The sequence below is a fragment of the Enterobacter sp. CPE_E1241 genome (assembly GCF_045618265.1).
Classification (GTDB): domain Bacteria; phylum Pseudomonadota; class Gammaproteobacteria; order Enterobacterales; family Enterobacteriaceae; genus Enterobacter; species Enterobacter adelaidei.
In genome coordinates this window covers 2,092,438-2,115,430 of the sequence record NZ_JBIWYV010000001.1, presented here as the reverse complement: position 1 = coordinate 2,115,430, position 22,993 = coordinate 2,092,438, and the positions used below count along the sequence as shown (strand labels likewise).

23 protein-coding genes are annotated in these 22,993 nt (G+C 54.4%); 17 read left to right on the top strand and 6 right to left on the bottom strand.

From position 1 onward, the window contains the following. The first annotated feature begins 1 nt into the window (after nt 1). A complete protein-coding gene (manA, locus tag ACJ9Y9_RS10340; RefSeq protein ID WP_028017320.1) occupies nt 2-1,177 on the top strand; it encodes a mannose-6-phosphate isomerase in 1,176 nt (391 codons plus the stop codon). A 99-nt stretch (nt 1,178-1,276) separates the two neighbouring features. After that, a complete protein-coding gene (locus tag ACJ9Y9_RS10335) occupies nt 1,277-2,809 on the top strand; it encodes a YdgA family protein (protein ID WP_028017319.1) in 1,533 nt (510 codons plus the stop codon). 55 nt (nt 2,810-2,864) lie between these two features. Here the strand turns inward: ACJ9Y9_RS10335 and ACJ9Y9_RS10330 are convergent, their stop codons facing one another. Beyond that, nucleotides 2,865-3,893 (bottom strand): Mal regulon transcriptional regulator MalI, encoded by a 1,029-nt coding sequence (locus ACJ9Y9_RS10330; RefSeq protein WP_028017318.1) that lies wholly within the window; start codon nt 3,891-3,893, stop codon nt 2,865-2,867. Nucleotides 3,894-4,070: 177 nt separating this feature from the next. Between ACJ9Y9_RS10330 and malX the strand changes: the two genes are divergently transcribed. The 3 genes from malX (at nt 4,071) to add (ending at nt 7,983) form a co-directional block, all read left to right on the top strand. Beyond that, the gene (gene malX, locus ACJ9Y9_RS10325; protein WP_028017317.1) at nt 4,071-5,663 is read left to right on the top strand and encodes a maltose/glucose-specific PTS transporter subunit IIBC; all 1,593 of its coding nucleotides are present in this window, start codon (nt 4,071-4,073) and stop codon (nt 5,661-5,663) included. A 49-nt stretch (nt 5,664-5,712) separates the two neighbouring features. Then, complete coding sequence (locus ACJ9Y9_RS10320; RefSeq protein WP_028017316.1) at nt 5,713-6,885, top strand: MalY/PatB family protein; 1,173 nt, start codon at nt 5,713-5,715, stop codon at nt 6,883-6,885. A gap of 96 nt (nt 6,886-6,981) precedes the next feature. Next, on the top strand, nt 6,982-7,983 hold the full coding sequence (gene add, locus ACJ9Y9_RS10315) for an adenosine deaminase (protein ID WP_028017315.1): 1,002 nt from the start codon (nt 6,982-6,984) through the stop codon (nt 7,981-7,983). 54 nt (nt 7,984-8,037) lie between these two features. Here the strand turns inward: add and ACJ9Y9_RS10310 are convergent, their stop codons facing one another. After that, nucleotides 8,038-9,078 (bottom strand): oxidoreductase, encoded by a 1,041-nt coding sequence (locus ACJ9Y9_RS10310; protein ID WP_028017314.1) that lies wholly within the window; start codon nt 9,076-9,078, stop codon nt 8,038-8,040. Between the two features lie 243 nt (nt 9,079-9,321). Between ACJ9Y9_RS10310 and blr the strand changes: the two genes are divergently transcribed. The 12 genes from blr (at nt 9,322) to gstA (ending at nt 19,489) form a co-directional block, all read left to right on the top strand. Beyond that, nucleotides 9,322-9,447, top strand: coding sequence for a division septum protein Blr (gene blr / locus ACJ9Y9_RS10305; protein ID WP_168112406.1), 126 nt, complete (start codon nt 9,322-9,324; stop codon nt 9,445-9,447). Between the two features lie 233 nt (nt 9,448-9,680). Next, on the top strand, nt 9,681-9,896 hold the full coding sequence (gene ydgT, locus ACJ9Y9_RS10300) for a transcription modulator YdgT (RefSeq protein WP_006174966.1): 216 nt from the start codon (nt 9,681-9,683) through the stop codon (nt 9,894-9,896). Nucleotides 9,897-9,982: 86 nt separating this feature from the next. Next, nucleotides 9,983-10,423 carry a DUF2569 domain-containing protein gene (locus ACJ9Y9_RS10295; protein WP_023311379.1) on the top strand — a complete coding sequence of 147 codons (441 nt, stop codon included), beginning with the start codon at nt 9,983-9,985 and terminating at the stop codon, nt 10,421-10,423. Nucleotides 10,424-10,499: 76 nt separating this feature from the next. Continuing rightward, nucleotides 10,500-11,081 carry an electron transport complex subunit RsxA gene (gene rsxA, locus ACJ9Y9_RS10290; RefSeq protein ID WP_008500564.1) on the top strand — a complete coding sequence of 194 codons (582 nt, stop codon included), beginning with the start codon at nt 10,500-10,502 and terminating at the stop codon, nt 11,079-11,081. After that, nucleotides 11,081-11,659: an electron transport complex subunit RsxB gene (gene rsxB / locus ACJ9Y9_RS10285; protein WP_028017313.1), complete on the top strand. Its 579-nt coding sequence runs from the start codon at nt 11,081-11,083 to the stop codon at nt 11,657-11,659. The genes rsxA and rsxB overlap by 1 nt, the downstream gene beginning before the upstream one ends. Further along, complete coding sequence (rsxC, locus tag ACJ9Y9_RS10280) at nt 11,652-13,673, top strand: electron transport complex subunit RsxC (RefSeq protein ID WP_407226099.1); 2,022 nt, start codon at nt 11,652-11,654, stop codon at nt 13,671-13,673. Before rsxB ends, rsxC begins: the two co-directional genes overlap by 8 nt. Next, nucleotides 13,674-14,726, top strand: a complete 1,053-nt coding sequence (gene rsxD, locus ACJ9Y9_RS10275) for an electron transport complex subunit RsxD (RefSeq protein ID WP_028017311.1) — start codon at nt 13,674-13,676, stop codon at nt 14,724-14,726. It begins immediately after the preceding gene. 10 nt (nt 14,727-14,736) lie between these two features. After that, a complete protein-coding gene (rsxG, locus tag ACJ9Y9_RS10270; protein WP_028017310.1) occupies nt 14,737-15,357 on the top strand; it encodes an electron transport complex subunit RsxG in 621 nt (206 codons plus the stop codon). 2 nt (nt 15,358-15,359) lie between these two features. Next, complete coding sequence (locus ACJ9Y9_RS10265) at nt 15,360-16,046, top strand: electron transport complex subunit E (protein WP_028017309.1); 687 nt, start codon at nt 15,360-15,362, stop codon at nt 16,044-16,046. Further along, nucleotides 16,043-16,678, top strand: coding sequence for an endonuclease III (gene nth, locus ACJ9Y9_RS10260; protein ID WP_028017308.1), 636 nt, complete (start codon nt 16,043-16,045; stop codon nt 16,676-16,678). The genes ACJ9Y9_RS10265 and nth overlap by 4 nt, the downstream gene beginning before the upstream one ends. A gap of 591 nt (nt 16,679-17,269) precedes the next feature. Then, complete coding sequence (gene dtpA, locus ACJ9Y9_RS10255; protein WP_028017307.1) at nt 17,270-18,778, top strand: dipeptide/tripeptide permease DtpA; 1,509 nt, start codon at nt 17,270-17,272, stop codon at nt 18,776-18,778. Nucleotides 18,779-18,883: 105 nt separating this feature from the next. Next, nucleotides 18,884-19,489, top strand: coding sequence for a glutathione transferase GstA (gene gstA / locus ACJ9Y9_RS10250; RefSeq protein WP_028017306.1), 606 nt, complete (start codon nt 18,884-18,886; stop codon nt 19,487-19,489). A gap of 77 nt (nt 19,490-19,566) precedes the next feature. Here gstA and pdxY read toward each other — a convergent pair whose 3' ends face one another. The 4 genes from pdxY to mliC form a co-directional block, all read right to left on the bottom strand. Next, nucleotides 19,567-20,427: a pyridoxal kinase PdxY gene (gene pdxY / locus ACJ9Y9_RS10245; protein ID WP_028017305.1), complete on the bottom strand. Its 861-nt coding sequence runs from the start codon at nt 20,425-20,427 to the stop codon at nt 19,567-19,569. A gap of 66 nt (nt 20,428-20,493) precedes the next feature. Continuing rightward, nucleotides 20,494-21,768: a tyrosine--tRNA ligase gene (tyrS, locus tag ACJ9Y9_RS10240; RefSeq protein ID WP_028017304.1), complete on the bottom strand. Its 1,275-nt coding sequence runs from the start codon at nt 21,766-21,768 to the stop codon at nt 20,494-20,496. 125 nt (nt 21,769-21,893) lie between these two features. Then, nucleotides 21,894-22,550 carry a pyridoxamine 5'-phosphate oxidase gene (gene pdxH, locus ACJ9Y9_RS10235; protein WP_028017303.1) on the bottom strand — a complete coding sequence of 219 codons (657 nt, stop codon included), beginning with the start codon at nt 22,548-22,550 and terminating at the stop codon, nt 21,894-21,896. Between the two features lie 57 nt (nt 22,551-22,607). Continuing rightward, nucleotides 22,608-22,931, bottom strand: a complete 324-nt coding sequence (gene mliC, locus ACJ9Y9_RS10230; protein ID WP_028017302.1) for a C-type lysozyme inhibitor — start codon at nt 22,929-22,931, stop codon at nt 22,608-22,610. Nucleotides 22,932-22,993 lie beyond the last annotated feature (62 nt).

Sequence of the window (22,993 nt, the reverse complement as noted above, 5' to 3'; positions counted from 1 at the left end):
AATGCAAAAACTCATTAACTCAGTGCAAAACTACGCCTGGGGAAGTAAAACTGCGTTAACGGATCTCTACGGTATCGCGAACCCGAACAACCTGCCGATGGCAGAACTGTGGATGGGGGCGCACCCGAAGAGCAGCTCAAAAATTGAAGATGCCAGCGGCCAGATTCGCGCTCTGCGCGACGTCATTGATGCCGATAAAGGCGCGCTGCTGGGCGACAAGGTTGCCAGCCGTTTTGGTGAGTTGCCGTTCCTGTTTAAAGTACTGTGCGCCGACCAGCCGCTCTCCATTCAGGTTCACCCGAACAAGAAAGCCTCTGAGATTGGTTTCGCCAAAGAGAACGCCGCAGGCATTCCGTTAGATGCCGCCGAGCGTAACTACAAAGATCCTAACCATAAGCCGGAGCTGGTCTTTGCGCTGACCCCGTTCCTGGCGATGAATGCGTTCCGCGAGTTTTCAGAGATCATTTCCCTGCTGCAACCGGTCGCGGGTGCCAGCAAGGCTATCGCCCACTTCCTCGAAAACCAAAACGCAGACGCGCTGAGCCAGCTGTTTGCCAGCCTGCTTAACATGCAGGGTGAAGAGAAATCGCACGCGCTGGCGGTGCTTAAAGCAGCGCTAAACACGCAGCAAGGTGAACCGTGGGAGACTATCCGCCTGATTTCCGAATTCTACCCGGACGACAGCGGACTGTTCTCTCCGCTGCTGCTGAACGTGGTGAAGCTGAACCCGGGCGAAGCGATGTTCCTGTTTGCCGAAACGCCTCACGCCTATCTGCAGGGTGTCGCCCTGGAGGTAATGGCCAACTCCGACAACGTGCTGCGCGCGGGTCTGACGCCGAAATATATCGATATTCCTGAGCTGGTTGCCAATGTGCAGTTCGTGGCGAAACCGGCCGGCGAGCTGCTGACTCAGCCGGTGAAAAACGGCGCAGAACTGGACTTCCCTATCCCGGTTGAGGATTTTGCTTTCTCACTGCACGACCTGAGCCAGACAGAAACGACCATCGCGCAGGAGAGCGCGGCGATCCTGTTCTGCGTAGAGGGCGAAGCGGTGCTGCATAAGGGAGAACAGCGTCTGGTGCTCAAGCCGGGCGAGTCGGCTTTCGTTGCGGCCAATGAATCTCCGGTTAGCATTAGCGGTAAAGGCCGCCTGGCGCGCGTTTTTAATAAGCTATAGGGACTTACTGAATTTTTTAACAACTCTTGCTAAGCTAGTTGCTGGCTTTATATCTCCGGGCGGTGTCTACCGCCTGGTTTCATTTTAGGGATAGTCGCAATGAAAAAATCGGTCGTAGCGGTTGGAGTGATTGTAGCGTTAGGCGTGGTCTGGACGGGTGCCTCCTGGTTTACCGGGAAACAGCTGGAAGGCCGTCTGGCTGAGATGGTGGCGCAGGCTAACGGCGAGCTTAAACGCAGCGCGCCGGAAGCCGGTCTTGAGCTGAGCTACCAGAATTATCAGCGCGGCGTATTTACCAGCCATATGCAGGTTGTGGTGAAGCCGGTTGCCGGTACTGAAAACGGCTGGCTGAAACCGGGCCAGAGTGTGGTGCTGGATGAAGTGGTCAGCCACGGTCCGTTGCCTCTGGCGCAGTTGAAGTCCTTTAATCTGATCCCGTCGATGGCATCCGTTCACACCGTACTGGTGAACAACGACCTGACCAAACCGCTGTTCGACCTGGCGAAGAATGAATCACCTTTCGAGATTAACACCCGCATCAGCTATGCCGGTGACACGAGTTCCGATATTGCCCTGAAAGCGCTGAACTACGAGAAAGAGAATGAGAAAGTCGCCTTCAGCGGCGGTAACTTCAAGCTTGATGCTGACCGCGACGGAAACGTGTTCTCCCTGACGGGGGAAGCGGAAAGTGGCCTGGTCAATGCCGTCAATGAATACAACCAGAAAGTTCAGCTCACCTTCAATAATCTGAAAGCCGACGGCAATAGCCGAATGACCGATTTTAAAGAGCGTATCGGCGATCAAAAACTGTCTCTTGATAAGGTTGCCATTGCGGTTGAAGGAAAAGAGATGGCCGTGCTGGAAGGCATGGACGTCAACGGCAAATCCGACGTTTCCAAAGACGGTAAGAGCATCAATACTCAACTGGACTACACGCTGAAGAGCCTGAAAGTGCAGAATCAGGATCTGGGAACCGGCAAACTCTCTCTGAAGATCGGCAATATTGACGGTCAGGCGTGGCATGAGTTTAGCCAGAAATACAGCAAAGAGAGCCAGGCGCTGCTGACCGATACCGCACTGCAGCAGAACCCTGAGGTATATCAGCAGCAGGCGATAGCGGTGCTATTCAATAACCTGCCGATCCTGCTGAAAGGCGAGCCGGTGATAACCGTTGCACCGCTGAGCTGGAAAAACAGCAAAGGTGAAACCAACTTCAACCTGTCTCTGTTCCTGAAAGATCCGGCAACCGCCACGGGTGAACCGCAAACGCTGGCGCAGGAAGTCGATCGCAGCGTGAAGTCGCTCGACAGCAAGCTGACCATCCCAATGGAGATGGCAACCGAGTTTATGACCCAGATTGCAAAACTGGAAGGCTACGGTGATGAAGACGCCGGCAAGCTGGCGAACCAGCAGGTGAAAGGCCTGGCGGCGATGGGCCAGATGTTCCGCATCACCAAGGTGGAGAACAACACGATTTCCACCAGCCTGCAGTACGCCAACGGCCAGGTCACGCTCAACGGCGATAAAATGCCGCTGGAAGACTTCGTCGGCATGTTTGGTATGCCGGCTCTGGGGATGCCGGACCCGGCTGAACCGGCAGCGCCAGCCGAACCGGCTGCATCTCAGCAGTAAACAACGAAAACCCCTCGCTAGAGGGGTTTTTTATTGCCGGGTGGCGCAGAGGCGTCTATTTCACCGTCACCAACCGCGCCGCCACAATCTGGTGCCCGGCCTGGACATCCGTATTCTCGATGCGCTGCATGATCCTGTCTGCCAGCGTGTAACCCATCTCCCGCGCGGGCGTCGTGGCCCAGACGATTGGAAGATCGTCCAGCGCGTTTTCGCCGACGTCGGCAAATGCCCCGAGCGCCACCTGATGGCCGAAGAAGGTTTCTACCCCGCCCTCGCCGCTCTGACGCCCGGCGCGGATCAGCCCAAACCAGGCTCCCATGGCAATCACGTCGTTATAGCAAATCACGGCGCTGATCGTCGGGCTGCTGCGCAACAACGCGCTTATCGCTTCCGCCGCTTTCTTCTGGCTGGATTCGCACTCAACGACCCATTCACTGTGGAATGGTAGGCCGTATTTAATCAGCGTCGCGCAGTAGCCGCCTACCCGCTCGGCGCGGGTCAGGGACGAGCTTTTCCCACCCAGCCAGGCAATGCGCTGATGCCCGCGACGAATAAGATGCTCGGTCAGCATTTGCGCGGCCTGCATGTTATCCGGGCGCAGCGTATCGGCCTCGTCCAGGTAGCTAGCGCGCGAAGCAAACACCAGCGGCACGCCTTTCGCGGCGGCGCGCTCGCACAGTTCGCTGCCCACGCCCGACGCCCCGGCGACGATCACCCCGTCCACCCCCTGGTTCAGCAGCATATCGAGCCGGGAGAGAAGCTGATCGGCCTCGCGACCGCCGTGCAGCAGAAAGACCATTCGTCCCTGCGCTTCAAGCGCTTCGGTTAACCCGGCGGTAAGCTCCGCATAGAAAGGTGACGTCAGGTCGCGAACAATCAGGCCAATCACCCCGCTTTGCCCGCCGCGCAGCGCCGATGCCTGGCGGTTGCGCACAAAGCCCAGCTGTTCAACCGCCTCGTTCACCCGCTGGCCGGTCGCAGGAGAGATCCGCCCTTTCCCGCTTAGCACCAGAGAAACGGTGCTGACGGAAACACCCGCCGCCAGCGCAACATCGTTGATGGTGATTTTTTTCGCTACAGCCATGTGTCGGCGTGACTCCCTGAAATGAGATCGGTAAAACGTTTTATCAATACGTTATTTTTATACTACCAGTCAAAGCCTGAGAATGTGATTTAGCGCGCACTAAACTTTGATAAAACGTTTTATCTTCTCGCAGCATTGAAGCAGATAAACTGATTTTAACAATAAAGGAGTCGTTTTATGACGGCGAAAGCAGCACAAAAAATATCGCTGTGGGAGTTTTTCCAGCAACTGGGTAAAACCTTTATGCTGCCCGTGGCACTCCTCTCGTTCTGCGGGATCATGCTCGGGATCGGCAGTTCACTCAGCAGTAAAGACGTCATCACGCTGATCCCGTTCCTCGGCGCGCCAGTGCTGCAGGCGATCTTTATCTGGATGAGTAAGGTCGGCTCCTTTGCCTTCAGTTTCCTGCCCGTGATGTTCTGTATTGCTATCCCGCTGGGTCTGGCGCGCGAGAATAAAGGCGTGGCCGCGTTTGCCGGTTTTGTGGGTTACGCGGTGATGAACCTGGCCGTTAACTTCTGGCTGACCGCGAAAGGCATTCTGCCTACCACCGACGCTGCGGTGCTGAAAGCCAACAACATTCAGAGCGTGATTGGTATCCAGTCTATTGATACCGGGATCCTCGGTGCGGTGATCGCCGGGGTGATCATCTGGATGTTGCACGAACGCTTCCACAATATCCGTCTGCCGGATGCGCTGGCGTTCTTCGGTGGTACCCGCTTTGTGCCGATTATTACCCTGGTGGTAATGGGTCTGTTTGGTTTGATCATTCCGCTGATCTGGCCAGTCTTTGCGATGGGTATCAACGGCATTGGGCGCATCATTAACGGCGCGGGAGATTTTGGACCGATGATCTTCGGTACCGGTGAACGCCTGCTGCTGCCGTTTGGCCTGCAACATATCCTGGTGGCTCTGATTCGCTTCACCGAAGCGGGTGGTACCATGGAGGTGTGCGGTCACGATGTGAGCGGTGCACTGACTATCTTCCAGGCACAGTTAAGCTGCCCAACTACGCACGGCTTCTCCGAAAGCGCAACCCGCTTCCTGTCTCAGGGGAAAATGCCTGCCTTCCTCGGCGGCCTTCCTGGCGCTGCGCTGGCAATGTACCACTGTGCACGCCCGGAGAATCGTCATAAAATTAAAGGCCTGCTGATTTCCGGCGTGATCGCCTGCGTGGTAGGCGGTACCACTGAGCCAATCGAATTCCTGTTCCTGTTCGTCGCACCGGTGCTGTATCTCATCCACGCCGTGCTGACCGGTCTGGGCTTTACCGTGATGGCGGTACTGGGCGTTACCATCGGCAACACCGACGGCAACGTGATCGACTTCGTGGTGTTCGGTATTCTGCACGGCCTGTCCACCAAGTGGTATCTGGTGCCGGTCGTGGCGGCTATCTGGTTCGCGGTGTATTACGGTATCTTCCGCTTCGCCATCACCCGCTTTAATCTGAAAACGCCAGGTCGTGATACCGATACAGCGAGCAATGTTGAGCAGGCTGTTGCCGGGAGCGTGGGTAAATCCGGCTATAACACCCCTGCTATTCTGGCGGCGCTGGGCGGTGCGGATAACATCACCTCTCTGGATAATTGCATTACCCGTCTGCGTCTGTCAGTGGCGGATATGTCGAAAGTAGACACCAACGCCCTGAAAGCCAACCGGGCCATCGGCGTGGTGCAACTCAATCAGCACAATTTGCAGGTGGTTATCGGCCCACAGGTACAGTCAGTGAAAGATGAGCTGGCGACCCTGATGCGAACTGTCGAAGCCTGATGCCTCAGCCCCCTCACCATGAGGGGGTTTTACTTTAAGGACGCACGTCATGTTTGATTTTTCTACCGTCGTGGATCGTCACGGCACCTGGTGTACACAGTGGGATTACGTCGCCGACCGTTTTGGCGCGGCCGATTTGCTGCCCTTCACTATCTCGGATATGGATTTCGCCACCGCCCCCTGCATTAACGAGGCGCTGCAACAGCGCATTCATCACGGCGTGTTTGGCTATAGCCGCTGGAAGAACGAGGAGTTCCTGGCAGCCGTCGCGCACTGGTTCCAGCAGCGGTTTAATAGCCAGATTGATACGGAAACCGTCGTTTATGGTCCTTCCGTCATTTATATGGTCTCTGAATTGATTCGTCTCTGGTCAAACCCCGGCGACGGCGTGGTGGTACACACCCCGGCATACGATGCGTTTTACAAAACCATTGAAGGCAATGCTCGTCAGGTGGTGCCCGTCGAGATGGAAAAGCATGCCGCAGGCTGGCAGGGAAATATGGCTGCGCTGGAAGCGGCCCTTGCAAAATCTGAAAACAAAATTTTGCTGCTGTGCAGCCCGCAAAACCCGACCGGCAAGGTCTGGACGCGGGATGAGTTGACCCACATGGCGGAACTGTGCGCACGCTATGACGTGGCGGTGATCAGCGATGAAATACATATGGACATGGTGTGGGGAGATCGTCGTCACACACCGTGGAACGCGGTAGCGCGCGGCAAATGGGCGCTTCTCACCTCCGGTTCGAAAAGTTTCAATATTCCGGCGTTGACCGGCGCTTACGGCCTGATTGGTGATGAAGAAAGCCGTAACGGTTATCTTAGCGCGTTGAAAGGCCGGGACGGACTCTCTTCCCCTTCCGTGCTGGCACTGACGGCACATATCGCCGCCTATCAGCAGGGAGAGCCGTGGCTGGATGCCTTGCGGCGTTATCTGGAAGAAAATTTGTCGTATATCGCGCAGGAAATAAACAGCGCTTTTCCGAAACTGAACTGGCAGCCGCCAGAAGCAACCTATCTGGCCTGGATTGACCTGCGCCCGCTGAACATTGACGACCGGGCGCTGCAAAAAGTGCTGATCGAGCAGCAAAAAGTCGCCATCATGCCAGGAAATACCTACGGTAAAGAGGGAAATGGCTTTGTGCGCCTGAATGCTGGCTGCCCGCGCAGCAAGCTGGAACAAGGGGTTCAACGCCTTATCGCCGGGATTAACACGCTACTGTAATTCATTTGCGCAACGGAATATTCCATTGCGCAAATAGCTTTTTACCTCGTTTTGTTTTTATAATATGGCGCACTTTAACCAGAAAAGAGTGCGACCATGATTGATACACGCCTGCCATTAACTGATATTCATCGTCACCTTGACGGTAACATTCGTGCCCAAACCATCCTCGATCTTGGCCGCCAGTTCAATTTAACGCTCCCTGCTCAGACACTTGAGTCCTTGATCCCTCATGTTCAGGTCACCTCCAATGAACCGGATCTGGTCAGCTTCCTGAGCAAACTCGACTGGGGCGTGAAGATGCTGGCCTCGCTGGATGCCTGCCGCCGCGTGGCGTTCGAGAACATCGAAGATGCCGCCCGTAACGGTCTGCATTACGTCGAACTGCGTTTCTCGCCAGGCTATATGGCGATGAGCCACAACCTGCCCGTTGCAGGCGTAGTGGAAGCCGTCATTGAAGGCGTCCGAGAAGGCTGTAAAACGTTTGATGTCCAGGCCCGTCTGATTGGCATCATGAGCCGTACGTTCGGTGAGGCCGCCTGCCTGCAGGAACTGGAGGCGCTGCTGGCGCACCGCGATGCCATCACTGCGGTCGACCTCGCCGGTGATGAGCTGGGCTTCCCGGGCAGTCTGTTCCTGTCCCATTTCAACCGCGCGCGTGACGCTGGCTGGCACATTACCGTTCATGCAGGTGAAGCGGCAGGTCCGGAAAGCATCTGGCAGGCCATCCGCGAGCTGGGCGCCGAGCGTATCGGCCACGGCGTAAAAGCGGTAGAAGACCGCGCCCTGATGGATTTCCTGGCGGAGCAGCGCATCGGCATTGAGTCGTGCCTGACGTCCAACATTCAGACCAGCACCGTGTCAACGCTGGCACAGCACCCGCTGAAAACGTTCCTTGAGCACGGTGTGCTGGCCTCACTGAACACTGACGATCCGGCGGTTCAGGGGGTGGATATTATTCACGAATACAACATTGCCGCACCTCAGGCGGGTCTGAGCCGCGAGCAAATTCGTCAGGCGCAGATCAACGGCCTGGAGATCGCCTTCCTGACGCCTGAAGAGAAGCAGGCGCTGCGGGATAAGGTGGCATCCGCGTAAGCCTTTTTGCCGGGTGGCGGCTGCGCCTCACCCGGCCTACAAAATACCTGTACCTTATGCCAGACAGAGCGTGGCGCGATGTTTGGCTGATTCGATACCCAGCTCAATCAGCTCCATAATCTGAATGGCCTGGTTTGCCGGAACCGGATTTTCCCCCGTTCCGTTCAGCGCATCGCGGATAGCCGCATAATAAGCCGGGTAGTTACCCGGAATAGTCAGCAAGGTTTCCTCCACCAGCTCCTCACCTTCAACCTGCGTCACGACACCGTCTCGCATATCATAGCCCCAGTCTTCCTGTGGCAAACGCTCCCCGTTTTTTAAGCGATCTTCCTGCGGGTCGAGACCAAACTTCACATAGCTACCGCGCGTACCGTGAATGATATAGCGCGCGGGTTCTGCGGCCGCCACCATCGTCCCGTGGAGCACAATTCGACGCTGTGGGTAACTCAAAACCGCATGGAAATAATCCGTTGTCTGCGCGCCAGGCCTGAGCTGTGCCAGATCGACCGTCATACTCACCGGCAGGCCAAACAGATTCACGGCCTGATCCAGAAGATGCGGGGCCAGATCGTACCAGATGCCGCTACCCGGACCGGCCTGCTCGCGCCAGCGGTTTCGTACCTGCGGGCGAAAACGGTCAAAATGCGATTCAAAAAAGAGGATCTCCCCCAACGTACCTTCGCTGAGAAGCCTTTTTACGGTCAGAAAATCGCTGTCCCAACGGCGGTTATGGAATACCGAAAGTAACCTGCCCAGGCTCTTTGCCAGCGCATCAAGCTCGCGTGCTTGTGACAACGTCACGGTAAAGGGTTTATCAACGACCACGTGCTTGCCGGCTTCCAGCGCCGCCTTTGCCAGCGGAAAGTGCGTGTCGTTTGGCGTGGGGATGATAATTAAATCAATATTCGGATCGTTAAAAAGATGTTTAGGTTCAGAGACAACCGGCACGGAAGGCCAGTCGGCATGGACTTTAGTTGCATCACTACTGGATACGGCAGCCAGCGCCATTCCGGGCGTCCCGGCGATCAGAGGCGCATGAAACGTTTTTCCCGCATATCCATAACCAATAAGCCCGACGCGGATATTATCACTCATAGTGTCATCCTCTTTTATGGCGTTCTTATTTCACACTGGCTAGCCTGGCATTACCACAGATTAATAATGTGCCATATGACTTAAAATAGCAGGTTGTATGGGTTGTTTTTGTTACATAGTATTAACCACCTGATTTTGTTTAAGGGAACCGTTCCCAAAGCACTTGCCGCCGGGGAAACGCCGCTGTAACATCTGCTCCCTGTATTTATGGATAAATTACAACTACGAATCATGACGTCAATTATTAATCGAATCATTGAATTAGCGGGATGGATTGTTCTTGGGGTATCGGTCATTTTGCTTGGCGTTGCCAGCCATATCGATAACTACCAGCCGCCGGAGCCTGTCACAGTCGCCCAACCTAAGTAACCGGTTACTGCAATAAAGAGTGACACAATATGTCAGTTACGTATTGCCAGCCCTGGTGAACACGGTTAACCTTCTCTTCCAGGCATCATTTGATGCCTGAAACTTTCAGCAAAGAAAACTCCTAATTTAGTCGCATTACCTGAGTGGGCTGTTTACGTCTTTATTAATCCGTTTATTATTCGAACGAATTACCTTAACTGGTATTACTCACTTTTATATGGAAAATTATTAATATGACAGTTCAGGACTATTTATTAAAATTTCGCAAGATCAATTCGCTTGAAAGCCTGGAAAAACTGTTTGACCATCTGAACTACACCCTGTCGGATAATCAGGAAATCATCAACATGTATCGTGCCGCTGACCATCGCCGTGCGGAACTGGTCTCCGGAGGCCGGTTGTTCAATGTGGGTGAAGTGCCTAAGTCTGTCTGGCGTTACGTTTTATAAGAAAGTAGCCATCAGCGCGAAATGTTATATACTCTCCGCCCTGCAAACTGGCTGTACAACATTTCGCGCAGATTATGGGAGAGTTTATGACCGCAACGCCTGGAGAACGCATTGGAGGCTGGTTAATCGCCCCACTGGCATGGCTGCTGGTTGCCTTATTAAGCGCATCACTTGCGCTGCTGCTTTATACCACCGCACTGATTACCCCGCATGCCATCCAGACGCTGATGTCGCAAAGTGTGCTTAATATTGCGATGTGGTTTGTATCGTTCGTTTTCGCGATAGGGATGTGGTACTACACGCTGTGGCTGACCATCGCTTTCTTTAAGCGCCGTAAAAGTGTGCCTAAGCATTACATTATCTGGCTGCTGATTTCGGTCCTGCTGGCGGTAAAAGCTTTTGCTTTTTCGCCGGTTTCTGACGCACTGGCCGTCCGCCAGCTACTTTTCCCTTTACTGGCCGCTGCGCTGCTGGTGCCCTATTTTAAGCGTTCGACACGGGTGAAAAACACCTTTGTGAACCCGTAATAACCTTACAGATAACCTGTTGTCGCCTGCGTTGGTTTATCCGATAATAGGCGGCTTTTTTATTTCAGGCTAAATAATGACCGATTACTTACTGCTCTTTGTCGGCACAGTGCTGGTTAACAACTTCGTCCTGGTGAAGTTCCTTGGCCTATGTCCATTTATGGGCGTTTCCAAAAAACTGGAAACTGCAATGGGCATGGGGCTGGCGACCACCTTTGTCATGACGCTGGCGTCTATTTGCGCGTGGTGGATTGATACCTGGATCCTTATCCCGTTGGGGTTAACCTATCTCCGTACGCTGGCCTTTATTCTGGTTATTGCAGTGGTTGTGCAATTTACCGAAATGGTGGTACGCAAAACCAGTCCGGCGCTCTATCGCCTGCTGGGGATTTTCCTGCCGTTGATTACCACCAACTGCGCCGTGCTCGGCGTAGCGCTGCTGAACATCAACCTTGGGCATAACTTTATGCAATCGGCACTGTATGGTTTTTCTGCGGCCGTCGGTTTTTCTCTGGTGATGGTGCTGTTCGCCTCTATTCGTGAGCGCCTCGCCGCAGCGGATATCCCTGCGCCGTTTCGCGGTAACGCGATTGCGCTGGTGACCGCAGGTTTAATGTCTCTGGCCTTTATGGGCTTTAGTGGTCTGGTGAAGTTGTAATGAATGCTATCTGGATTGCCATCGCCTCTATCAGCGTCCTGGGGTTGGTGTTTGGCCTTATCCTGGGTTACGCCTCCCGCCGTTTTGCGGTAGAGGACGATCCTGTTGTTGAAAAAATTGATGAGCTTCTTCCACAAAGCCAATGTGGACAGTGTGGCTATCCCGGTTGCCGCCCCTATGCCGAAGCGGTAGGGATTCAGGGTGAAAAAATTAACCGCTGTGCACCGGGTGGTGAGGCGGTAATGCTGAAAATTGCGGCTCTGCTGAACGTTGACCCGCAGCCGATTGATGGCGATGCGGACGTCCAGGAGCCGGTTCGCGCCCTTGCTGTGATCGACGAAGCGAACTGCATCGGCTGTACCAAATGTATTCAGGCCTGCCCTGTAGATGCCATCGTTGGCGCAACCCGCGCCATGCACACTGTCGTCGCTGATCTGTGTACTGGCTGCAACCTCTGCGTAGCGCCATGCCCGACGCAATGTATTGAACTGCGCCCGGTTGAAACGACTACCGAAAGCTGGAAGTGGGATCTTCAAACCATTCCGGTTCGCAACATTCCTGTGGAACAACATGCTTAAGTTATTTTCTGCTTTCAGAAAAGAGAAGATCTGGGACTTTGACGGCGGTATTCATCCGCCGGAGATGAAAACCCAGTCCAACGGCACCCCACTGCGTCAAATTCCGCTGGCGACGCGCTACGTTATGCCGCTCAAGCAGCATATTGGCGCGGAGGGCGAGCTGTGTGTGAAAGAAGGCGATACGGTTCTTCGCGGCCAGCCGCTGACCTTTGGCCGGGGACGAATGCTGCCTGTACACGCGCCAACGTCCGGTAAAGTGGTGGCGATTGCCCCGCATACGGTGGCTCACCCGTCAGCACTTTCAGAACTCAGCGTCATTATTGAAGCCGACGGTGAAGATCGCTGGATCGAGCGTGACGGCTGGGGCGACTACCGCAACCGGAGTCGCGACGAGCTCATCGAGCGTATTCATCAGTTCGGTGTTGCCGGACTGGGCGGCGCAGGCTTCCCTACCGGTGTCAAACTGCGTGGCGGTGGCGATAAAATACAGACGCTGATTATCAATGCCGCTGAATGCGAGCCGTATATTACCGCAGACGATCGTCTGATGCAGGATTGCGCCGCCCAGGTGGTGGAAGGTATTCGCATTCTCGCGCACATTCTGCAGCCGAAAGAAGTACTGATTGGTATTGAAGACAATAAACCACAGGCCATCTCAATGCTGCGCGCCGTACTGGCCGGTAGCCATGATATCGCCCTGCGCGTCATTCCAACCAAGTACCCTTCTGGTGGCGCAAAACAGCTGACGCAGATTCTTACCGGTAAACAAGTGCCACACGGTGGACGCTCCTCAGATATCGGTGTGCTGATGCAAAACGTCGGGACCGCCTATGCGGTGAAGCGCGCGGTGATTGACGGCGAGCCGTTGACCGAGCGCGTGGTAACGCTGACCGGAGAGTCTGTCTCGCGTCCGGGGAACGTCTGGGCGCGACTGGGAACGCCGGTTCGTCACCTGCTGGAACAGGCTGAGTTTTGCCCTGGCAGCGACCAGATGGTGATCATGGGCGGCCCACTGATGGGCTTTACCCTGCCGTGGCTGGATGTCCCGGTGGTCAAAATCACGAACTGCCTGCTTGCGCCTTCCCCAATCGAAATGGGCAAAGAGCAGGAGGAGAAAGGTTGTATCCGCTGTAGTGCCTGTGCCGACGCTTGCCCGGCGGACCTGCTTCCGCAGCAGTTGTACTGGTACAGTAAAGGCCAACTGCACGACAAAGCACAAGCCCATAATCTGGCTGACTGTATTGAATGCGGAGCCTGCGCCTGGGTTTGCCCAAGTAACATTCCACTGGTGCAGTATTTCCGCCAGGAGAAGGCTGAAATTTATGCCATCTCAATGGAAGAAAAACGTGCAGCCGAAGCAAAAGCCCGCTTTGAAGCGCGCCAGGCTCGACTGGAGCGCGAAAAAGCGGCTCGTCAGGAACGCCATAAGCAGGCTGCTGTTCAGCCAGGTGAGAAAGATCAGGATGCCATTAACGCGGCACTGGCGCGCGTTCGCGAGAAAAAAGCGACCGCAGCCCAAACCGTGGTGATCCCGGCGGGTGAGAAACCGGATAATAGCGAAGCGATTGCGGCCCGCGAAGCGCGTAAAGCAGCGGCTCGCGCCCGTCAGGCTGAAAAAGCACAAACAGCTCAGGCTGAAGTTGAGGTTGATCCACGTAAAGCCGCCGTTGAAGCGGCAATTGCCCGCGCCAAAGCCCGTAAAGCCGGTGAGCAAAACGTGGTGGTCGAGAAAGAGGCCGTGGATCCACGCAAAGCTGCCGTCGAAGCGGCAATAGCCCGTGCCAAAGCCCGTAAGACAGCACAACAGACGCAAACTACCGAACCCGAAACGCCGGTCGACCCGCGCAAAGCCGCCGTTGAAGCAGCAATAGCCCGCGCCAAAGCCTGTAAAGCGGCGCAGCAGGAAGAGCAACCGCAGGCCGCAAATGACGACCCGCGTAAAGCTGCCGTCGCCGCTGCCATCGCGCGCGTTCAGGCGAAGAAAGCCGCACAGCAAGCAGTTAACGAGGATTAAATGGTTTTCAGAATCGCAAGTTCCCCTTACACCCACAACCAGCGCCAGACATCGCGCATTATGATGCTGGTCTGCCTGGCCGCGCTGCCGGGCATTGCCGTTCAGTGCTGGTTTTTCGGCTGGGGAACCCTGTTCCAGATAGTCCTGGGCTGTGTCAGCGCCTTAGCCGCTGAAGCCCTGGTGCTTAAACTGCGCAAGATGGTCGTTTCCCGCATCCTTGCCGACAACTCCGCGCTACTGACCGGCCTGCTGCTGGCCATCAGTATTCCACCGTTTGCCCCATGGTGGATGGTGGTACTCGGTACCGTCTTCGCAGTGATAATTGCCAAACAACTGTATGGTGGGCTCGGCCATAACCCGTTTAACCCGGCAATGATCGGCTACGTGGTGCTGCTGATCTCCTTCCCGGTACAGATGACAAGCTGGTTGCCACCGCATGAGATTGCGGCAACGGTTCCGGGCTTTATGGATGCCCTGCACGTGATCTTTACCGGCCATACCGCACTCGGCGCTGATATGAACACGCTGCGTATGGGCGTGGATGGTATCAGCCAGGCGACGCCTCTCGATACGTTTAAAACGTCCCTGCACGCGGGCCACAGCGTTGAACAGATTATGAAATCAGCCATCTACAGTGGCGTGCTGGCAGGCGCAGGCTGGCAGTGGGTTAACCTGGCGTATCTGCTTGGCGGTCTGTTCCTGCTGCAACAAAAAGCCATCCGCTGGCATATCCCGGTCAGCTTCCTCGTGACGCTGGCGGTTTGTGCCACGCTGGGCTGGGTGTTCTCCCCCGAGTCACTGGCCAGCCCGCAGTTGCATTTGCTCTCCGGCGCGACCATGTTAGGCGCATTCTTTATCCTGACGGATCCGGTTACCGCGTCAACGACCAACCGTGGCCGCCTGATCTTCGGTGCGCTGGCTGGGTTGCTGGTATGGTTGATCCGCAGCTTTGGTGGCTATCCGGATGGTGTGGCATTTGCCGTCCTGCTCGCCAACATTACCGTTCCGCTCATCGACTATTACACGCGTCCGCGCGTGTACGGACATCGTTAAGGGTTTCGCCATGTTGAAAACAATGCAAAAACACGGCGTTACGCTGGCTGTCTTCGCCGCGGTCCTGACTGGGCTGACGGCACTGGTGAATTCGTTGACCAAAACGACCATCGAAGAACAGGCTTCGAAGCAGCAAAAAGCGCTGTTCGATCAGGTGATCCCGTCTGATTTCTACGATAATGACCTGCAGCAAAGCTGTTTCATCGTCCAGGCGCCGCAGTTAGGCAAAGGCGCACATCGCGTCTTTATCGCCCGTAAAGGGGATAAACCGGTGGGCGCGGTGATGGAAGCGACCGCCCCCGATGGCTATTCCGGTGCCATTCAACTGCTCGTTGGCAGCGATTTCTCCGGTACGATACTGGGCACCCGCGTAACGGAACATCATGAGACGCCTGGTCTTGGCGATAAAATTGAAACCCGTCTGAGCGACTGGATTTTGCATTTTGCCGGTAAAGTGATTCATGGCGAAGGAGATACAGCCTTTGCGGTGAAGAAAGATGGCGGTGAGTTCGACCAGTTCACCGGGGCGACCATCACCCCACGCGCCGTGGTTAACGCCGTAAAACGAGCCGGGCTGTATGCTGAAACGCTGCCCGCTCACATCAACAATCTTCCGGCCTGTGAGGAGTAATCATGAGCCAGGTAAAAGAAGTTATTGTCCAGGGGTTGTGGAAGAACAACTCCGCGCTGGTACAGCTTCTGGGAATGTGTCCACTGCTGGCGGTCACCTCCACCGCCACCAACGCGCTTGGTCTGGGTCTGGCGACCACGCTGGTACTGACCCTGACCAACCTCTCCATCTCAGCCCTGCGCCGCTGGACGCCGCCGGAAATCCGTATTCCGATTTACGTCATGATCATTGCCTCGGTCGTGAGTATCGTCCAGATGCTGATTAACGCTTACGCATTCGGTCTGTATCAGTCGCTGGGCATCTTTATTCCGCTTATCGTCACCAACTGTATCGTGGTTGGACGCGCGGAAGCCTTCGCGGTGAAAAACAGTCCGGCCATGTCGGCGCTGGATGGTTTTTCGATTGGTATGGGCGCCACGGGAGCCATGTTTGTGCTGGGCTCAATACGTGAAATCCTCGGCAACGGTACGCTGTTTGACGGTGCAGACGCGCTGCTGGGCGGCTGGGCCAGGGCGCTGCGCATTGAAGTGTTCCACACCGATACGCCATTTCTGCTGGCCATGCTGCCGCCAGGCGCATTTATTGGCCTCGGCATGATGCTGGCGATAAAATACCTGATTGATGAGAAACGTAAGCGCCGCGCGGCAGAGCGCAGCGTCCAGGAAGGGATACCCGAGAAGGCCTCATGAATAAAGAAAAGCGCATTGCGATCCTGACTCGTCTGAGGGACGAGGACCCACACCCGACGACAGAGTTGAACTTTAACTCCCCGTTTGAGCTGCTGATCGCCGTGCTGCTCTCTGCACAAGCTACCGATGTAAGCGTCAATAAAGCCACCGCCCTGCTCTATCCTGTTGCCAATACGCCGAAGGCCATGCTGGAACTGGGCGTGGAAGGCGTGAAGTCTTATATCAAAACCATCGGCCTGTTTAACAGCAAAGCGGAGAACGTGATTAAGACCTGCCGGATCCTGCTGGAACAGCACGGTGGCGAAGTGCCGGAAGATCGCGCGGCGCTTGAGGCGTTACCCGGTGTAGGTCGAAAAACCGCGAACGTTGTGCTAAATACGGCATTTGGCTGGCCGACTATCGCTGTCGACACGCATATCTTCCGCGTATCTAACCGCACCAACTTCGCACCCGGCAAAAATGTCGAGCAGGTTGAGGAGAAACTGCTCAAAGTGGTTCCTGCCGAATTTAAGGTTGACTGCCACCACTGGCTGATTCTGCACGGGCGTTATACCTGCATTGCCCGTAAGCCTCGCTGCGGCTCCTGCATCATTGAAGATCTCTGCGAATACAAAGAAAAAGTGTATCCCTGATCGGCTAATTCCCCCGCTAAAAGAAGGGCTACCAAACGCTCTTCTTTTGGCCGTTATTTGTCCGCCTGTTGCTTACCCTGGCTTGTCACTTGTTCGGCCATTTAACGCTCAAACAGGTTAATAGTTTTTTTATATCCAAAAATTTCTATATATCTGTGATCGCGATCACCTTGATAACTTCATGTTGATTTTTTGTTGTCAAAATCGGCCTAAACCCTTTATCTGACAAGACACATCTCTCCCATCACCGTAGATAAGACCAGCTATTTTTCAGAATATGGGCTATATCACTGCACCAGGCGGCAAATAGCAGAACATATCGCCAAAGCCCAATCATGACCGGTCATTACCAGTCGAAAAAACTACCTTTACTCACCGTATGAAATTTAACGCTGAATAACATTTATATAAACCGACGATTATACCACCCAAGATATATGTAACAGATTATTACAAACGTATTGCCAGATGGAGCAGGATAGTGAACATTACCCGCCGTTTCTCCTCCCAAAATAACTATAAGGCGTATGGACTATGGCCATCACGCTATGAACACCCCCGTTAATATGGGATGTAAAAAAAGAGGTATATGTGTCTACTGCAAACAATAAACCAACAGATGAAAGCGTAAGTCTTAACGCTTTTAAACAACCAAAAGCGTTCTATCTCATCTTCTCTATCGAGTTATGGGAGCGTTTTGGTTATTACGGCCTGCAAGGGATCATGGCGGTTTACCTGGTAAAACAGCTGGGTATGTCCGAAGCCGATTCCATCACGCTGTTCTCCTCCTTCAGTGCTCTGGTTTACGGTCTGGTCGCAATCGGCGGCTGGCTGGGTGATAAAGTTCTCGGTACTAAACGCGTTATCATGCTGGGTGCCATTGTACTGGCAATCGGTTATGCGCTGGTTGCGTGGTCTGGTCATGATGCTGCTGTCGTGTATATGGGCATGGCGACCATCGCCGTGGGTAACGGGCTGTTCAAAGCGAACCCGTCTTCCCTGCTCTCTACCTGTTACAGCAAAGATGACCCGCGTCTGGACGGTGCATTCACCATGTACTACATGTCCGTGAACATCGGTTCCTTCTTCTCCATGCTGGCAACACCGTGGCTGGCCGCTAAATTCGGCTGGAGCGTGGCGTTCTCCCTGTCCGTGGTCGGTATGCTGATCACCGTTGTCAACTTTGCCTTCTGCAAACGCTGGGTTAAAAACTACGGTTCAAAACCTGACTTCGAACCCGTACATGTGGGTAAACTGCTGGCGACCATTGTAGGCGTTGTGATCCTTGCAGCAATCGCGACCTGGCTGCTGCACAACCAGGGTATCGCACGTGCGGTTCTGGGTGTGGTTGCACTGGGTATCGTGATTATCTTCGCAAAAGAAGCCTTCGCCATGCAGGGTGCTGCACGTCGTAAGATGATTGTGGCGTTCATTCTGATGCTGGAAGCGATTATCTTCTTCGTACTGTACAGCCAGATGCCAACCTCTCTGAACTTCTTCGCTATTCGTAACGTTGAGCACTCAATTCTGGGTATCGCATTCGAACCGGAGCAGTATCAGGCCCTGAACCCGTTCTGGATTATGATTGGCAGCCCAATTCTGGCCGCTATCTATAACAAGATGGGTGACCGTCTGCCAATGCCGCACAAGTTTGCCATCGGCATGGTGCTGTGCTCCGGCGCCTTCCTGGTGCTGCCACTGGGTACCAAATTCGCGACTGATGCAGGTATCGTTTCCGTTAACTGGTTGATCCTGAGCTACGCTCTGCAGTCTATCGGTGAACTGATGATCTCCGGTCTGGGTCTGGCGATGGTTGCACAGCTGGTACCACAGCGTCTGATGGGCTTCATTATGGGTAGCTGGTTCCTGACCACTGCCGGTGCAGCAATCATTGCAGGTAAGATTGCAAACCTGATGGCCGTTCCGGATAACGTCACTGACCCACTGGTCTCTCTGAACGTCTACGGTACTGTATTCATGCAGATTGGTATCGCTACAGCAGTCATCGCTGCTCTGATGCTGCTGACGGCACCGAAACTGAATCGTATGACTCAGGACGACGACAAGACCGCTAAAGCGACTAAAACCGCTACCGCGTAATATCATTGAGAAACGACATAACAGAAGCCGCTAATGCATTAGCGGCTTTTTTTTTACCCGTTCGCGCACTAACATAGCTGAAACCTCAGCAAAAAGGAGTTACCGATGAAACTGTTCTACAAACCGGGCGCGTGCTCTCTTGCTTCCCATATCACCCTGCGCGAGAGCGGCAAAGATTTTACGCTGGATGGCGTTGATCTGATGAAAAAACGTCTGGAAAACGGTGATGATTTTCTTGCCATCAACCCGAAGGGACAAGTTCCGGCACTGTTGCTGGATGACGGTACTCTGCTGACCGAGGGTGTGGCGATTATGCAGTTTCTGGCAGATAGCGTGCCCGATCGCCAGTTACTGGCACCGGTAAGTACGGTTTCTCGCTATAAAACGCTGGAGTGGCTGAACTACATTGCGACCGAGCTGCATAAAGGCTTTACGCCGCTGTTCCGTCCCGATACGCCAGAAGAGTACAAACCCACCTTGCGTGCGCTTCTTGAGAAAAAGCTGCAGTACGTTAACGAATCGCTGAAAGACGACCAGTGGATTTGTGGTTCGCGTTTCACAATTGCCGATGCGTACCTGTTTACCGTACTGCGCTGGGCGCGCGCGGTTAAGCTGAACCTGGAAGGGTTAGACCATATTGCATCGTATATGACACGCATGGCAGAACGTCCTGCGGTAGCTGCAGCGCTGAAAGCGGAAGGTCTTAACTAACATCGCCCGGCGGCGCTGCGCTTGCACGGGCCTACGGGTTGAGTAGGCCGGGTAAGCGCAGCGCCACCCGGCATCTTTTAAAGCTGCGTTGCGCTAAAATAGTGTTCCGGCTTAGCAATACGATCCTGTGCCGCAACGACCTGTAATTCATACTCCTGCATTTCTTTCGTCGCAATCATGATTTCGTATACCGCCGCGGTGACATGCTCCAGGGCATCTCGCAACGTTGCACCCTGCAGGAGTTTCACCAACAGCAGACCGCTGGTCACATCCCCAACCCCTACCGGCTGACGTGGGCCAAAATCCACCAGCGGACGGCTGATATGCCAGGCATCGTCTTTCGTCACCAGCAGCATCTCAAAACGGTCCTTACTAAGCCCTGCACGCGCGAGATGTTTCACCAGCACAGTTTCTGGCCCCAGAGCTATCAGCTCGCGGGACGCGCTTACCGCCTCTTCTACGCTGTTAACGGGATGCTCGCAAAGGATCTCCAGTTCGACCAGATTTGGCGCAATGATATCGCTGGCGGGCAGCGCATGGCGAACATGAAACTCTGCGACACCCGGTGCCACGATGCAGCCTTTCTCCGGATGGCCCATAACAGGGTCACAGAAGAATTTTGCCGCTGGGTTTGCCGTTTTCACCTGGCGAACAATACCGAGGATATGCTCTCCCTGCTCCGCTGAACCGAGATAACCGCTCAGTACGGCGTCACAACGTTTGAGCTGGCCGATATCGGCAATACCTTGCACAACTTCCGTGAGGTGTGAAGGCGGCATTACGCAGCCGGTCCATTGGCCGTATTGCGTGTGGTTGGAGAACTGTACTGTGTTGAGGGGCCAGACGTTGGCACCGAGGCGGCGCATTGGAAATTCCGCGGCGCTATTGCCAGCATGTCCGAAAACAACGTGGGACTGAATGGCGAGGATGTTCTTCATTTTTTTCTTACCAAACCCTGTAAAAACAAAAGGGGCGTGGTTTCCCACGCCCCTGGCTACTTTTAATTATTTCCAGCAGATCAGACAGTAATTTTTCTTGCCGCGACGCAGCAGCGTGTAGCGACCATACAGACGATCGCTGTCAGTGAAGGTGTATTCCGGGTCGGACTGCTTCTCACCATTGATGGTGATAGCGTTGGACGCGATGGTTTTACGCGCCTGACCACGGGAAGGCTGCAGCTCGGAGTCCACCAGCGCCTGCATCAGGTCAGCACCTTTTTCCATCTCGACCATTGGCACGCCGTCCTGCGCCAGCTGTTCGAAGTCCGCTTCGCTCAGATCGCTCAGTGTACCGTTAAACAGGCTTGCCGTAATGCGTTTTGCCGCGGCCAGACCTTCTTCACCGTGAACCAGTTTAGTCACTTCGTCCGCCAGCACGTACTGTGCACGTGGCGCCTTACCGCTATTTTTGTCCTCTTCTTCCAGGGCATTGATTTCTTCAATGTCCATAAAGGTGAAGAACTTCAGGAAGCGGTATACATCGGCATCAGCCGTGTTGATCCAGAACTGGTAGAATTTGTACGGGCTGGTCTTTTTCGGATCAAGCCATACCGCGCCACCTTCGGTTTTACCGAATTTGGTCCCGTCGGCTTTGGTGATCAGCGGAACGGTCAGACCAAAGACCTGGTTCTGGTGCAGACGACGGGTCAGGTCAATACCGGAGGTGATGTTACCCCACTGGTCAGAACCGCCAATCTGCAGGGAAACACCGTGCAGTTTGTTCAGACAGGCAAAGTCATAACCCTGCAGCAGGTTGTACGAGAACTCGGTGAAGGAGATACCCTGGTCATCACGGTTCAGACGCTGCTTCACGGCTTCTTTGTTAATCATCTGGTTAACAGAGAAATGCTTACCGATGTCACGCAGGAAAGTCAGCACGTTCATGCCGCCAAACCAGTCATAGTTGTTAGCGGCAATGGCGGAGTTATCACCACAGTTGAAGTCGAGGAACGGTGCAACCTGTTTGCGGATCTTATCCACCCACTCCTGCACGGTATCTTCGGTATTCAGTTTACGCTCAGCGGCTTTAAAACTTGGGTCACCAATCAGACCTGTCGCACCGCCAACCAGGGCAACAGGTTTATGGCCCGCCATCTGGAAGCGTTTCAGGCATAACAATGGAACAAGATGCCCCAAATGCAAGCTGTCAGCGGTGGGATCGAAGCCGCAATAGAGCGCGATCGGGCCTTGCGCCAGTCGCTCTGCTAACGCTTCCTCGTCCGTCACCTGAGCCACGAGGCCCCGCTCTTGCAATTGTTTAATCAAGTTACTGCTTGCCATCAAATTCTCCATGTATAAACGACTGCACCTTTGCCGGTACACGACTTTTCGCCTGATGCGAAAGTACCATAGAATAAAGCGCAAGCGCGGTGTGCGCTAGCGCTTAAATCAACAAATTTCGGGGATTACGGTGCCAGTCTGTCGATTTTCCAGCCGCCATTGTCGCGCTGGTATAAAAAGCGATCGTGCAGGCGATGTTCGCCCCCCTGCCAGAACTCCATCTGCTCAATCGGGATGCGGAAACCGCCCCAGAAACTCGGCAGAGGGATTTCACCCTGCTGGAACTTCTGTTTCAGCTCAAGAAATTTGCTTTCCAGCACGCCGCGAGCTGAAATTCGGCTCGACTGTTTTGAGACCCAGGCGCCAATCTGGCTGTCGCGCGGACGGCTGTGGAAATACTTCACCACTTCCAGCGTCGAGAGACGTTCCGCTTTGCCTGTCACCATGACCTGACGCTCCAGCATATGCCAAGGGAACAGCAGGCTGATACGCGGATTGTTTTCCAGATGATGTGCTTTGCGACTGCCCAGGTTGGTGTAGAACACCAAACCTTTCTCGTCATAATGCTTGAGCAATACGATGCGCTGATACGGTTGACCGTTTTCATCGACCGTTGCGACAACCATAGCCGTTGGGTCGGCCAGTTTCGCTTCGCAAGCCTGTTTCAGCCAGCGTTCAAAAAGCACGAGGGGTTCAGCGGGAAGGTCCTGGCGACGCAGGCCACCTTTGGTGTATTCACGGCGCAGATGCGCGATTTGCTGCAGTTCGTCGTTATCTGACATGGCGTTAGCTGACATTGAGATTGGGTGGCGCTATTGTGCGCCGCCCCTGTAAAAATCTCAACGCTTCGGATTTTCGAGCTGACAATTGTTCAGCACGATACGGTCACGTTTGTAGACCGTGGCGCTGTCCCCTTTCGACCAGAAGACATAGATACCATCGGTATAACGTGCACCGGAGGCCGAGATGCCCTGCTTCAGGGTCAGCAATTTATTGTCGTACACAAAACTGGCTTCCTGGCGCGGGTTATTCAGCTTAACGGTCAGCGGCTTTTCATCGCAACGATACTCCAGCGTATCGGTCTGCATACGCTCAACGAGTTGGTTATAGACGCTGCATCCTGACAGCAACAAAGGCGCGACAATAAGAAGAAGTTTTTTCATGAGCGTATTCCGACGACTTTCCTGGTCCTGGAGGGCGTGACTGCCCTCCTGTTTTTATTCCA

Excerpts from the sequence above, each read along its gene's own strand:
- rsxB (WP_028017313.1), top strand. The coding sequence starts at position 11,081 with ATGAATGCTATCTGGATTGCCATCGCCTCTATCAGCGTCCTGGGGTTG.
- ACJ9Y9_RS10265 (WP_028017309.1), top strand. The coding sequence starts at position 15,360 with ATGAGCCAGGTAAAAGAAGTTATTGTCCAGGGGTTGTGGAAGAACAAC.
- malX (WP_028017317.1), top strand. The coding sequence starts at position 4,071 with ATGACGGCGAAAGCAGCACAAAAAATATCGCTGTGGGAGTTTTTCCAG.
- ACJ9Y9_RS10330 (WP_028017318.1), bottom strand. The coding sequence starts at position 3,893 with ATGGCTGTAGCGAAAAAAATCACCATCAACGATGTTGCGCTGGCGGCG.
- pdxH (WP_028017303.1), bottom strand. The coding sequence starts at position 22,550 with ATGTCAGATAACGACGAACTGCAGCAAATCGCGCATCTGCGCCGTGAA.
- pdxY (WP_028017305.1), bottom strand. The coding sequence starts at position 20,427 with ATGAAGAACATCCTCGCCATTCAGTCCCACGTTGTTTTCGGACATGCT.
- rsxG (WP_028017310.1), top strand. The coding sequence starts at position 14,737 with ATGTTGAAAACAATGCAAAAACACGGCGTTACGCTGGCTGTCTTCGCC.
- rsxA (WP_008500564.1), top strand. The coding sequence starts at position 10,500 with ATGACCGATTACTTACTGCTCTTTGTCGGCACAGTGCTGGTTAACAAC.
- ACJ9Y9_RS10310 (WP_028017314.1), bottom strand. The coding sequence starts at position 9,078 with ATGAGTGATAATATCCGCGTCGGGCTTATTGGTTATGGATATGCGGGA.
- nth (WP_028017308.1), top strand. The coding sequence starts at position 16,043 with ATGAATAAAGAAAAGCGCATTGCGATCCTGACTCGTCTGAGGGACGAG.
- rsxC (WP_407226099.1), top strand. The coding sequence starts at position 11,652 with ATGCTTAAGTTATTTTCTGCTTTCAGAAAAGAGAAGATCTGGGACTTT.
- manA (WP_028017320.1), top strand. The coding sequence starts at position 2 with ATGCAAAAACTCATTAACTCAGTGCAAAACTACGCCTGGGGAAGTAAA.
- ACJ9Y9_RS10335 (WP_028017319.1), top strand. The coding sequence starts at position 1,277 with ATGAAAAAATCGGTCGTAGCGGTTGGAGTGATTGTAGCGTTAGGCGTG.
- ydgT (WP_006174966.1), top strand. The coding sequence starts at position 9,681 with ATGACAGTTCAGGACTATTTATTAAAATTTCGCAAGATCAATTCGCTT.
- rsxD (WP_028017311.1), top strand. The coding sequence starts at position 13,674 with ATGGTTTTCAGAATCGCAAGTTCCCCTTACACCCACAACCAGCGCCAG.
- mliC (WP_028017302.1), bottom strand. The coding sequence starts at position 22,931 with ATGAAAAAACTTCTTCTTATTGTCGCGCCTTTGTTGCTGTCAGGATGC.
- tyrS (WP_028017304.1), bottom strand. The coding sequence starts at position 21,768 with ATGGCAAGCAGTAACTTGATTAAACAATTGCAAGAGCGGGGCCTCGTG.
- ACJ9Y9_RS10295 (WP_023311379.1), top strand. The coding sequence starts at position 9,983 with ATGACCGCAACGCCTGGAGAACGCATTGGAGGCTGGTTAATCGCCCCA.
- gstA (WP_028017306.1), top strand. The coding sequence starts at position 18,884 with ATGAAACTGTTCTACAAACCGGGCGCGTGCTCTCTTGCTTCCCATATC.
- add (WP_028017315.1), top strand. The coding sequence starts at position 6,982 with ATGATTGATACACGCCTGCCATTAACTGATATTCATCGTCACCTTGAC.
- ACJ9Y9_RS10320 (WP_028017316.1), top strand. The coding sequence starts at position 5,713 with ATGTTTGATTTTTCTACCGTCGTGGATCGTCACGGCACCTGGTGTACA.